The sequence below is a fragment of the Enterococcus avium genome (assembly GCF_002891025.1).
GTDB classification, from domain to species: Bacteria; Bacillota; Bacilli; order Lactobacillales; family Enterococcaceae; genus Enterococcus_A; species Enterococcus_A avium.
Map to the genome: position 1 here is coordinate 1,684,885 of NZ_NBSL01000002.1, position 13,592 is coordinate 1,698,476.

Annotated in this window: 5 protein-coding genes and 3 rRNA genes; 2 read left to right on the forward strand and 6 right to left on the reverse strand. The window is 42.9% G+C overall.

From position 1 onward, the window contains the following. Position 1: 1 nt before the first annotated feature. From rsxC to AUF14_RS08645, 6 genes are all read right to left on the reverse strand, one after another. Complete coding sequence (rsxC, locus tag AUF14_RS08620) at positions 2-1,315, reverse strand: electron transport complex subunit RsxC (protein ID WP_049221885.1); 1,314 nt, start codon at positions 1,313-1,315, stop codon at positions 2-4. Between the two features lie 643 nt (positions 1,316-1,958). Beyond that, positions 1,959-2,074: ribosomal RNA gene (rrf, locus tag AUF14_RS08625) — 5S ribosomal RNA — on the reverse strand. A 73-nt stretch (positions 2,075-2,147) separates the two neighbouring features. Beyond that, a 23S ribosomal RNA gene (locus AUF14_RS08630) occupies positions 2,148-5,059 on the reverse strand. Between the two features lie 239 nt (positions 5,060-5,298). Continuing rightward, a 16S ribosomal RNA gene (locus AUF14_RS08635) occupies positions 5,299-6,857 on the reverse strand. Together the 16S, 23S and 5S rRNA genes form the textbook arrangement of a ribosomal RNA operon. 422 nt (positions 6,858-7,279) lie before the next feature. After that, positions 7,280-8,071 carry an endonuclease/exonuclease/phosphatase family protein gene (locus AUF14_RS08640; RefSeq protein WP_227656337.1) on the reverse strand — a complete coding sequence of 264 codons (792 nt, stop codon included), beginning with the start codon at positions 8,069-8,071 and terminating at the stop codon, positions 7,280-7,282. 48 nt (positions 8,072-8,119) lie between these two features. Then, a complete protein-coding gene (locus AUF14_RS08645) occupies positions 8,120-10,306 on the reverse strand; it encodes a PTS transporter subunit IIBC (RefSeq protein WP_082158270.1) in 2,187 nt (728 codons plus the stop codon). 223 nt (positions 10,307-10,529) lie between these two features. Between AUF14_RS08645 and AUF14_RS08650 the strand changes: the two genes are divergently transcribed. After that, on the forward strand, positions 10,530-12,815 hold the full coding sequence (locus AUF14_RS08650; protein WP_049218913.1) for a glycoside hydrolase family 65 protein: 2,286 nt from the start codon (positions 10,530-10,532) through the stop codon (positions 12,813-12,815). Continuing rightward, entirely contained in the window at positions 12,808-13,467 is a 660-nt protein-coding gene (gene pgmB, locus AUF14_RS08655) for a beta-phosphoglucomutase (protein ID WP_049218915.1), read from the forward strand. The genes AUF14_RS08650 and pgmB overlap by 8 nt, the downstream gene beginning before the upstream one ends. Positions 13,468-13,592 lie beyond the last annotated feature (125 nt).

Genomic DNA, 13,592 nt, shown 5'->3' on the forward strand with positions numbered 1-13,592 from the left:
CCTATGCCTGCCTTTCTTTAAGTGCTTTTTGTCCAGCAACAATATGTTCAGCTAAATGCCGACGTGCTGGGCAAATATACGTACAACACCCACAGTTAATACAACTATCTACATAAAGCTTTTCCAAACGTTTCCAATTTTCCTTCAAGTAATTTTTTTCAAGCTGATGTGGCAAAAGATCCACCGGACAAACAGCGACACAGCGAGCGCACAGGATACAAGGAGAAGGTGTGCTGTCTTCATCATGATGCTCATTGATAACAATTAACCCATTGGCTGATTTTGTTAATGAAGCCGCCATTGTGTCTACTGTTTTCCCCATCATAAATCCACCTGTGATAATCTTAGATGGCTTTCCCTCAAAGCCTCCGCAAAAAGCAATCATATCCTCAATCGAAGTTCCCAGCGGAAAATAGACATTTTTCTGCTGCTTGACATCACCCACCACAGAACAAATTCGATGACTCAAGGGAACTCCGGGATCAATCGCTTCATAGACAGCAACTGTCGTAGCTACGTTGATAATCAAATAGCCTAAGTCTCGTGTTGAACCATCTGCTGGGGCTTCCTTTCCTGTAATTACTGTAAAAAGCATCTCAGTGCTTCCTTGAGGATAAATCGAAGGAACTTCGATAACCGAAAGATTCGATATGTCGCGGCATAAATTCTGCATAACCTCAATTGCTTCTTGCTTATCATCCTCAATTGCAATAATGCCTTCCTTTGCTGCGACAGCTTTCAATACCAACTCGCAGCCCTTAATCAGCTTTTCCCCCTGAGTCGCCATTAATGCAGCATCAGACATCAATAATGGCTCACATTCAGCACCATTAAAAATACAAGTATGAATATCTTCTTTAGGGTTTAGCTTTACATGACTGGGAAAAGTCGCCCCGCCTAGCCCAACCACTCCCGCTGCTTCAACACGTTCAACGATCATTTCCGGTGTCAAATCATCAATTGTTTCATGGTGTATCTCTTGAGGTTCATCTCTAAAATCATTTTCAATAATTACGCAGGTCATCTTATCCCCCTGACCTTGATCAATCTCTTGTATTCCGATGATCTTCCCGGAAATACTTGCATGAACGTTCGCGCCTAATCCTTCAGCTATTTTTGCAATTATCTGTCCTAAAAATACTTTTTCTCCTACAGAGACGATAACCTCTGCAGGCTCACCAATATGTTGCTGAACGGGAATATAAACTTTTTTAGGTTGTATGTTCTCAACCTTTTTATAATTATCGATTCCTCTTAAATGCAAGGCCGGATCTTGATGCAAATCAATTCCACCTTTAAACCTTCGCTTACTCATCACATTCCTCCAATATTATTCATAATTTTAGTATAACATGAACATTTTTCAGCTAAAAATAATATACTGTTATACAATAATTGAAGGTGAATAATAAAAAAAGTTACTACAATGTTTTGTAATATCTTAGTACTTACGTATAGAAACGACCCACTTTTTTAATCAGTTCTATCTTCCTTTGCAAAAATAAACCCAAATATACAGTAGATTCAAAAGTACCCATTTCTTTTACCAACCAGATTGCTATTTTTCCATCCAAGATTTCTTATAAAATAGAGGAAAATATCCTATGTTTATCATTTTATTCTACATGAAAAAAGACTTGAACTCATTTGACAATTGGGGTTCTAGCACCTTAAACACTCTCAACGACGTTTTAGAATAACATGATACTTTGCAACTGAATGAGACTTAAGAGGAAATAGCTAAACAGATGAAGAAATAAGGAATCGTAATGATAGATTAAGAGATGTAAATTATGAAAGAAGTTATTTGGAAAACATGACTTTAAACTTCTGTATCTAAGAAAAATAGCAAACTAAAAAGGGCTAAAAAGACTGGTAGTGCAGCCTTTTAGCCCTTAACTTTTTATACTTTCTCTACTGTTAAAAAAAAGACTATCCTAATAAGAATAGTCCTAACTGCGTGGCGACGTCCTAATCTCACAAGGGGCAACCCCTCACTACAATCGGCGCTAAGAAGCTTAACTTCTGTGTTCGACATGGGAACAGGTGTATCCTTCTCGCTATCGCCACCACACTAGTATTCTATTGAGTAAACGTCGTTCACTCAAAACTGGATCAGAAACATTCTAACAACCGTGAATCAATTTTTGGTTAAGTCCTCGATCGATTAGTATCAGTCCGCTCCATACATCACTGCACTTCCACTCCTGACCTATCTACCTGATCTTCTCTCAGGGATCTTACTTTCTTAAAGAAATGGGAAATCTCATCTTGAGGTGGGCTTCACACTTAGATGCTTTCAGCGTTTATCCCTTCCCTACATAGCTACCCAGCGATGCCTCTGGCGAGACAACTGGTACACCAGCGGTAAGTCCATCCCGGTCCTCTCGTACTAAGGACAGATCCTCTCAAATTTCCAACGCCCGCGACGGATAGGGACCGAACTGTCTCACGACGTTCTGAACCCAGCTCGCGTGCCGCTTTAATGGGCGAACAGCCCAACCCTTGGGACCGACTACAGCCCCAGGATGCGACGAGCCGACATCGAGGTGCCAAACCTCCCCGTCGATGTGGACTCTTGGGGGAGATAAGCCTGTTATCCCCAGGGTAGCTTTTATCCGTTGAGCGATGGCCCTTCCATGCGGAACCACCGGATCACTAAGCCCGACTTTCGTCCCTGCTCGACTTGTAGGTCTCGCAGTCAAGCTCCCTTGTGCCTTTACACTCTGCGAATGATTTCCAACCATTCTGAGGGAACCTTTGGGCGCCTCCGTTACTCTTTAGGAGGCGACCGCCCCAGTCAAACTGCCCATCTGACACTGTCTCCCACCACGATTAGTGGTGCGGGTTAGAGTGGTCATAACACAAGGGTAGTATCCCACCAGTGCCTCTGTCGAAACTAGCGTCCCGACTTCTACGGCTCCTACCTATCCTGTACATGTGGTACAAACACTCAATATCAAACTGCAGTAAAGCTCCATGGGGTCTTTCCGTCCTGTCGCGGGTAACCTGCATCTTCACAGGTACTAAAATTTCACCGAGTCTCTCGTTGAGACAGTGCCCAAATCGTTACGCCTTTCGTGCGGGTCGGAACTTACCCGACAAGGAATTTCGCTACCTTAGGACCGTTATAGTTACGGCCGCCGTTTACTGGGGCTTCAATTCGTACCTTCGCTTACGCTAAGCACTCCTCTTAACCTTCCAGCACCGGGCAGGCGTCAGCCCCTATACGTCATCTTTCGATTTTGCAGAGACCTGTGTTTTTGATAAACAGTCGCTTGGGCCTATTCACTGCGGCTGATCGTTAGATCAGCACCCCTTCTCCCGAAGTTACGGGGTCATTTTGCCGAGTTCCTTAACGAGAGTTCTCTCGCTCACCTTAGGATTCTCTCCTCGACTACCTGTGTCGGTTTGCGGTACGGGCCATTGTTTTCTCACTAGAAGCTTTTCTCGGCAGTGTGACATCAGGAACTTCGGTACTGTTATTTCCCTCCCCATCACAACTTGTCCTTAGAGATGTAAGCATTTGACTCACATCAAGACTCATTGCTTGGACAGACATTTCCAATCGTCTGATTCCTTAGCCTCCTGCGTCCCTCCGTTGCTCAAACAAAAACAACGGGTACAGGAATATCAACCTGTTATCCATCGCCTACGCCTTTCGGCCTCGGCTTAGGTCCCGACTAACCCTGGGCGGACGAGCCTTCCCCAGGAAACCTTAGTCATTCGGTGGACAGGATTCTCACCTGTCTTTCGCTACTCATACCGGCATTCTCACTTCTAAGCGCTCCAGCAGTCCTCACGATCTACCTTCAACGCCCTTAGAACGCTCTCCTACCAACGCACCATTGGTGTGTTCCACAGCTTCGGTAAACTATTTAGCCCCGGTACATTTTCGGCGCAGGGTCACTCGACTAGTGAGCTATTACGCACTCTTTAAATGGTGGCTGCTTCTAAGCCAACATCCTAGTTGTCTGTGCAACCCCACATCCTTTTCCACTTAATAGTTATTTGGGGACCTTAGCTGGTGGTCTGGGCTGTTTCCCTTTCGACTATGGATCTTATCACTCACAGTCTGACTCCCAGAGATGAATGGATGGCATTCGGAGTTTATCTGAATTCGGTAACCCGAGATGGGCCCCTAGTCCAAACAGTGCTCTACCTCCATCATTCTTACTCTGAGGCTAGCCCTAAAGCTATTTCGGAGAGAACCAGCTATCTCCAAGTTCGTTTGGAATTTCTCCGCTACCCACACCTCATCCCCGCACTTTTCAACGTACGTGGGTTCGGTCCTCCAGTGCGTTTTACCGCACCTTCAACCTGGACATGGGTAGATCACATGGTTTCGGGTCTACGACCACTTACTCATTCGCCCTATTCAGACTCGCTTTCGCTGCGGCTCCGTCTTTTCAACTTAACCTCGCAAGTAATCGTAACTCGCCGGTTCATTCTACAAAAGGCACGCTATCACCCATTAACGGGCTCTAACTTGTTGTAGGCACACGGTTTCAGGATCTATTTCACTCCCCTTCCGGGGTGCTTTTCACCTTTCCCTCACGGTACTGGTTCACTATCGGTCACTAGGGAGTATTTAGCCTTGGGAGATGGTCCTCCCGGATTCCGACGGAATTCCTCGTGTTCCGCCGTACTCAGGATCCTCCTAGGTGCCAGTCAAATTTTGTCTACGGGGCTTTTACCCTTTCTAGCAGACCTTTCCAGGTCCTTCGACTATCTCACTGGACTACCATATCGGAGTCCTACAACCCCAAGAGGCAAGCCTCTTGGTTTGGGCTTTTCCCGTTTCGCTCGCCGCTACTCAGGGAATCGATTTTTCTTTCTCTTCCTGCAGGTACTTAGATGTTTCAGTTCTCTGCGTCTACCTCTAATCAGCTATGTATTCACTGAAAAGTAACATCCTATAAAAGATGTTGGGTTTCCCCATTCGGAAATCTCCGGATCAAAGCTTACTTACAGCTCCCCGAAGCATATCGGTGTTAGTCCCGTCCTTCATCGGCTCCTAGTGCCAAGGCATCCACCGTGCGTCCTTAATCACTTAACCTTATCTTGACTTTCGTCAAGGGTCTTACTAATTCCCATGAGCGATCATGTTCCTTAGTAATAAATAAGCAATTGAACTTATTAAAAAACTCATTCAACGCGGTGTTCTCGGTTTGTTTAAAATTGTTTCTGTATCCAGTTTTCAATGAACGATTTGAGAGTAGACCTCTCAAAACTGAACGAATAAAGCATTCCTGTGTAGTTTCCGTAACGTTCATCTTCGATGAACTGATTCCTTAGAAAGGAGGTGATCCAGCCGCACCTTCCGATACGGCTACCTTGTTACGACTTCACCCCAATCATCTATCCCACCTTAGGCGGCTGGCTCCAAAAGGTTACCTCACCGACTTCGGGTGTTACAAACTCTCGTGGTGTGACGGGCGGTGTGTACAAGGCCCGGGAACGTATTCACCGCGGCGTGCTGATCCGCGATTACTAGCGATTCCGGCTTCATGTAGGCGAGTTGCAGCCTACAATCCGAACTGAGAGAAGCTTTAAGAGATTAGCTTAGCCTCGCGACTTCGCGACTCGTTGTACTTCCCATTGTAGCACGTGTGTAGCCCAGGTCATAAGGGGCATGATGATTTGACGTCATCCCCACCTTCCTCCGGTTTGTCACCGGCAGTCTCGCTAGAGTGCCCAACTAAATGATGGCAACTAACAATAAGGGTTGCGCTCGTTGCGGGACTTAACCCAACATCTCACGACACGAGCTGACGACAACCATGCACCACCTGTCACTTTGCCCCCGAAGGGGAAGCTCTATCTCTAGAGTGGTCAAAGGATGTCAAGACCTGGTAAGGTTCTTCGCGTTGCTTCGAATTAAACCACATGCTCCACCGCTTGTGCGGGCCCCCGTCAATTCCTTTGAGTTTCAACCTTGCGGTCGTACTCCCCAGGCGGAGTGCTTAATGCGTTAGCTGCAGCACTGAAGGGCGGAAACCCTCCAACACTTAGCACTCATCGTTTACGGCGTGGACTACCAGGGTATCTAATCCTGTTTGCTCCCCACGCTTTCGAGCCTCAGCGTCAGTTACAGACCAGAGAGCCGCCTTCGCCACTGGTGTTCCTCCATATATCTACGCATTTCACCGCTACACATGGAATTCCACTCTCCTCTTCTGCACTCAAGTTTCCCAGTTTCCAATGACCCTCCCCGGTTGAGCCGGGGGCTTTCACATCAGACTTAAGAAACCGCCTGCGCTCGCTTTACGCCCAATAAATCCGGACAACGCTTGCCACCTACGTATTACCGCGGCTGCTGGCACGTAGTTAGCCGTGGCTTTCTGGTTAGATACCGTCAAGGGATGAACATTCTACTCTCATCCTTGTTCTTCTCTAACAACAGAGTTTTACGATCCGAAAACCTTCTTCACTCACGCGGCGTTGCTCGGTCAGACTTGCGTCCATTGCCGAAGATTCCCTACTGCTGCCTCCCGTAGGAGTTTGGGCCGTGTCTCAGTCCCAATGTGGCCGATCACCCTCTCAGGTCGGCTATGCATCGTTGCCTTGGTGAGCCGTTACCTCACCAACTAGCTAATGCACCGCGGGTCCATCCATCAGTGACGCAAAAGCGCCTTTCAAACCGAAACCATGCGATTTCGATTGTTATACGGTATTAGCACCTGTTTCCAAGTGTTATCCCCTTCTGATGGGCAGGTTACCCACGTGTTACTCACCCGTTCGCCACTCCTTTTCTTTCGATGGAGCAAGCTCCGGTGAAAGAAAAAGCGTTCGACTTGCATGTATTAGGCACGCCGCCAGCGTTCGTCCTGAGCCAGGATCAAACTCTCATAAAAAGTGTTTGAAACAGTCTTGCGACTGTTAAGCTCAATTGTAATAATTGACTTGCTAGCATATTGCTTGCTATGTTGTTTGCTTCTATAATAGAAGCGCCCTACACATTTGGTTTGTTTTATTCGTTCAGTTTTCAAAGGTCTACATTGTTTGTCGCTTTGTTTCAGCAACTTTTATATCTTAACAGGCTGCCGTTTGAAAGTCAACAACTTTTTTCAATGAATTTTGAAAAAGTTTTGAAACTCAATTGACAACTTTGAAATAATAACATTCAACAAAAAGCTTGTCAACAATTATTTTTCATTGTCGTATCAACATGTTTCAGCAACGTTATTGATAATATCATATTGAAAAATAATGTCAAATACTTTTCAGTCGTTTTTCAAAATAATTTCAAATAAATAGAAAATGGACTAGCAATTCGCTAGCCCATTGTTGCTTCTACACCATAATGATCACTAATTGTAACCTCATTTTCCCCATCAAAAACCACTTGGTAACTTTCTATTTCGAAGTTACGAGAGGCAAAAATATAGTCGATTCTCAATTTTGCCGTATTTCCTGCCCAACCATCAATTGATTCTTCAACCGTATTTTCACCGAGCTTTACTTTGGCATGAATAAAAGCATCCTGTAAATCAAGAATACTTTTATCGACCAAATCATAACCCTCACCGCTTGTTTTCGCGTCATTATTGAAATCGCCCATAATGATCTGCTTTCCTTGTTTTTCTGCTAAAAACTGCTCCAACTTTCGCCATTCATAAGCAAAAGCTTTTTTTGTCGTTTGCCACCAAGAAAAATGGCTGCTTACTACTATTATCTTTTGATCATTAATTATTGTTTCACCTATTACCACTTTTCTCGTATGATAATCACTCGGATCATGACTTTCTGAAATCAACAAGCTTTCCACGTTTAGTGGTGTCTTTGACAACAAACCGATGCCTTCATGATAAATGTCATAGCCAACGTGATTATACGTCCAGTTCCAATAATAGCTGCATCCTAATTCCTTCAACCGCTCGGTCAATAGAAATAGAAAATTATCTTGATGAATGGCTTCCTGTTCTTTCGATGGTTGAAAGTATTTGTCTAGGTTTGCTAACGGACTTGCAAGAAGCTGATTCACTTCTTGCAGACCGATCAAATCATAGCTTTCCTTCGCAATACGGTTCGCTAACACTTCAATTTGCTGTTGGTCGTTTCCTTCCATCCAGCTATGAGTATTCAGGGTCAATACTTTGATTGCTCTCGCCTCACTTTAATAGTCGATTGTTCCAATCGTTTCCCCACGAGAAACGAGTCCAGTCTTAGCATAATGGTAATCCTTGATTTTGTCACCATTTGTAAATACAACGATCATCGTAGTCATTTTGCCGGCTTTTTGAATTTTCGCTAAATCAGCTGTTGCTACAACTTTCCCCGCTTTGACTTTTTCGCCTTCTTGCACGTGGATTTTAAACGCTTCTCCGCCTAAATCTACCGTATCAATCCCCATGTGAAGTAACACTTCAATGTCATCATCGGTTTTGATACCAATAGCATGTTTTGTTGGGAATACAGACACGATTGTTCCTGCAACTGGACTAGCAATTTCACCATTTTCCGGCACAACGGCAAATCCCTCTCCCATCATTTTTTGTGAGAAGACGTCATCTTCTACTTTATCGATCGGAATCATCTCACCATTTGCTGGAGCTACGAACTCCGCATGCAAGCCTTTAAACGATGTGCTGGCGTTCTTTTCCTGTACAGTCGACTCTTCCTGACTAGCACTTGTAGGAATTTCAACACCTGAATCCAACAAATCCTGAATATCTGATTTCAATATATCTGCTTTAGGCCCGTAAACAGCTTGAACACCGTTGTCTTTGACTAAAAGTCCCATCGCTCCTGCTTTTTTCCAAGCCTCTTCACTGCCAACGCTGTTCTTATCAGCTACTGTCACTCGTAAGCGTGTCATACAAGCATCCACATCAGTAATATTTTGTGGTCCTCCTAGCAAATTGATGATTTTCACAATTTGCGAGTCCGCTGATACTGATCCATCGCTTGTAGTATTAGTTGCTTCTTCATTATCAACTTCGTAGTTTCCATTTCTTCCTGGTGTCGCAAAGTTGAATTTTTTAATCATGAAGTTCGCAAAGAAGTAAGTAAATACTCCAAATGCAATACTTGTTAATACAAAGTTAAGTAAATCATTACCAAGTCCTGCTCGCAATGCCATCGGTACACGGGTTAATAATTCAATATTCCCGAATGAGTGAACACGTAAATTGATTAAATCCGCCATTGCAAACGCCGCTCCTTGAATCACCGCATAGCACGCATAAAGCGGTACAGCCACAAACATAAACATAAACTCCAACGGTTCTGTTACCCCAGTTAAGAATACTGCTACTGCCGCTGATAAGAACATTGATTTATATTTTTTCTTTTTATCAGGATCGACATTTCGATACATTGCTAAGGTTAAGCCCATCAAGATACCTGAAGAACCGATCATCTGTCCAACTTTGAATCGTGCTGGAGTCCATTGAGTCAATACTTGCTGATATTGAGACATGTCTCCACCATTTTTCAAATTAACTAAATCTGTTGCCCAAGCTAACCATAATGGATCTTGCCCTAATACTTGACTTCCAGCTTGTGCGCCAGTCAGTATCTCGTAAGTACCACCCAATTGCGTATAATTCATCGGAATTGTCAACATATGATGCAAACCGAACGGCAAGAGCAATCGTTCTAGCGTTCCATATAGAAATGGTGCCAGGACCGGTGCAGTTTCTTGAGAGTTTGCGATCCATTTACCAAACTCGTTGATCCCCGTTTGGATAATCGGCCATAGAAAGGCTAAAACCAAAGCAACAATCACTGAACGCAAGATAACAACAAACGGAACAAAACGTTTCCCATTGAAGAAAGTCAACACTTCAGGTAATTTTCTGAAATTGTAGTACTTATTGTAGGCAGTTGCTCCAACAAAACCGGCGATGATTCCGACAAAAACACCCATATTCAATGCTGGTGCTTCTAAAACACTTGTAAAATAGCCATCAACCATTATTTTTTGTCCAAATAAGGTGTGAGTCATTGCATTTGGATCGGCTAACATCTCAGAAGTGATGCCAAAGATCGAGCCAGTTATTCGATTAATTAGAATGAATGATAGCCCCGCTGCAAACGCACCGCCAGCTCGCTCCTTCGCCCAGCTTCCGCCAATTGCTAATGCAAATAATAAATGTAGATTTCCAATGATGGCCCAACCAATATTTTCGACTACGCCACCAGTTGTAACTAACCATCCGAGATTCTCATTGATTAACGGTAGTGATTTTCCGATACTGATCATTAATCCCGCCGCTGGCATTACCGCGATTACCACCATCAGTGCCTTCCCGAATTTTTGCCAAAATTCAAAACTAAAGAGCTTTTTGATCCCTTTCATGTTTGTTCCTCCTATTTTTTTCGATTACTCATTTTGTGCAATCGGTTTCGTTAATTTGCATTATATACTCATAAACAAAATTTGTAAACTCTTTCAGCTGAAATATTTTTAAAAGTACCAAAATTATGAAAGAACTTATCTTTCTAATTCAGTGAACTAATGCTTGACTTGCGCAACCGGTTGCGTTTATTATGAGAGTAAGAAAATATTAGGAGGACTTATTATGAAAACAGTTCAGCGTCTCTTTGAAATTGATCCTTGGAGAATTAGAACAACTCAGTTAGATAAAGAAAACCGTCGCCTGCAAGAATCATTAACCAGTATAGGAAACGGATATATGGGAATGCGAGGAAATTTTGAAGAAACTTATAGCGGTGACCATCATCAAGGTACTTATCTTGCTGGTATCTGGTATCCCGATAAAACCCGTGTCGGCTGGTGGAAGAACGGCTATCCTGAATATTTCGGCAAAGTAATCAACGCGTTGGATTTCATTCAAATGAAGTTATTCGTAAATGATCGAGAGATTGATTTAGCAGTGATGGACATCGAAGATTTCGATTTGGAGTTGAACATGCAAAATGGTGTTCTTACTCGTACCTTCATTGTAACAATTGATCATACAAAAATTCGTTTTACTTTCGAGCGCTTTTTAAGTGTCGTCAAAAAAGAACTTGCGGTGATTCGGCTTACTGCAGAGTGTTTAATTGGCGAAGCAGAGCTAAAGGTCGTGTCTAAACTAGACAATAATGTTCAAAACGAAGACAGTAACTATGAAGAAATGTTTTGGTTGGAAAAAGGACGCGGACACCAAGAAGATATCAGCTTTCTGACAACGCAGACGGTACCAAATAATTTTGGCATCGAACAATTCTCTGTAACTGGCGCTATGCAACATATTAGTTCTTCAATCGGACTTCAACAGGATGATACGCTAGAAGTTGCTGAAACCTTCACCTATGCTTTGAAAGCAAATCAAACTATTCAACTTGAAAAGCGAGTTGTGGTCTTAACAAGCCGTGATGTACCAGAAACAGAACAAAGCGAAAAAGCCATAGCATTATTAACAGACTACGCTGCTACTTATGAAGACTTATTGGCAGAGCAAAATGAGGCTTGGGCAAATCGGTGGGCATTGGCGGATGTATTGATCGGTGGAGATGACGAGGCACAGCAAGGAATTCGTTTCAATATTTTCCAACTATTCTCTACCTACTACGGTGAAGATGAACGATTAAATATTGGACCAAAGGGCTTCACTGGTGAAAAATATGGCGGTGCAACCTATTGGGATACCGAGGCTTACGCTGTTCCGATGTATCTAGGAATTTCAAATCCAAATGTAACGAAAAACTTGTTAAAATATCGTCACAATCAATTGCCGCAGGCCCAGCACAATGCTCGTCAGCAAGGTCTGAATGGTGCTTTATATCCAATGGTTACCTTTACTGGGGTTGAATGTCACAATGAATGGGAAATAACCTTTGAAGAAATTCATCGAAACGGTGCTATCGCTCACGCAATTTATAACTACACAACTTATACAGGTGACGAAAGCTATATTCAAAAAGAAGGTCTTGAAGTATTAACAGAGATTGCTCGTTTCTGGGCGGATCGGGTACATTATTCGAAACGTCAGCAAAAATACATGATTCATGGTGTGACAGGTCCTAATGAATACGAAAATAATATTAACAACAATTGGTACACTAATTATTTAGCAAGTTGGGTACTATCTTATACACTAGAAAATTATCGTAAATATCAAACCCAAGCAACTGTATTAATCTCTGACGAAGAACAAGCTAAGTGGCAAGATATCATCGATCATATGTACTTCCCAACAGATGAAGAATTAGGTATTTTCGTACAGCATGATACCTTCTTAGACAAAGATTTAATGCCTGTTTCTGACTTGTCTCCAGAAGATCGACCGTTGAACCAAAATTGGTCTTGGGATAAGATTTTACGTTCTTGCTTCATTAAGCAAGCGGATGTTTTACAAGGAATCTATTTCTTTGGCGATCAATTTACCCTTGAAGAAAAACGAAAAAACTTCGAGTTTTATGAACCAATGACTGTCCATGAGTCTTCACTATCGCCTTCGATTCACGCGATCTTGGCTGCGGAACTTGGATTAACAGATAAATCAATGGAAATGTATCAAAGAACGGCTCGCTTAGACCTAGATAATTACAACAACGATACAGACGACGGTTTGCACATCACTTCCATGACTGGCAGCTGGTTAGCTATAGTCCAAGGCTTCGCGCAGATGAAAACCAATACTGGGACATTAAGCTTTGCACCTTTATTACCAAAGGAATGGGATCATTATTCATTCCATATCAATTACCGTGGCCGTCTGTTAGCCGTCAGTGTAAATCAAAAAGAAGTACAAATTGACTTGAAAGATGGAGCTGCCTTAGCTATGATGCTTTATGAGAAAGAAATTATCTTGAGCGATTCAATCACGGTTCTGCTAGAACAGGAGGAATCAAATGTTTAAAGGTGTACTATTTGATTTAGATGGCGTGATTACGGATACCGCTGAGTATCATTACCTTGCATGGAAAAAATTGGCTGATGAGCTAGGCATTACGATTGATCGTGAATTCAACGAGAAACTCAAAGGTGTCAGCCGTGAAGATTCTTTACGGTTGATCCTTGAGCATGGTAAACGTGAAAGTGATTTTTCTGAAACAGAATTCCAACAATTGGCAAAAAGTAAAAACGACAATTACGTTGAAATGATTCAAGCTGTTTCACCTAAAGACGTTTATCCCGGAATTTTAGAGCTGTTAAAAGAATTAAAGAATGCCGGAATCAAGATTTCTTTGGCATCGGCTAGTAAAAACGGTCCTTTTCTACTAAAACAAATGGCATTGACCGACTATTTTGACGGAATTGCCGATCCGGCAAAAGTCGCGGCTGGAAAACCTGCCCCGGATATTTTTATTTTAGCAGCACAAGTGGTAGGCTTAGATCCAGATGAATGTATTGGAATTGAGGATGCTCAGTCTGGTATAGCTGCCATCAAAGCCTGCGGAGCCCTTCCCGTTGGTGTCGGACAAGCAGAACAATTAGGTGATGATATTGCCTTGGTAGAATCAACTTCCGAATTAACACTAGCATTTCTGGAAGAACAATGGGATAAATAAGTACTCACTAGTAATGAGATTGTATCCCCTCTGCTTTTACCAATTTACTTGGTATTCGCAAAAATAAAACTATTCATTATACGGCTGAATGGTATATGGTTTGAAAATAATTAATGAGAAAGGAG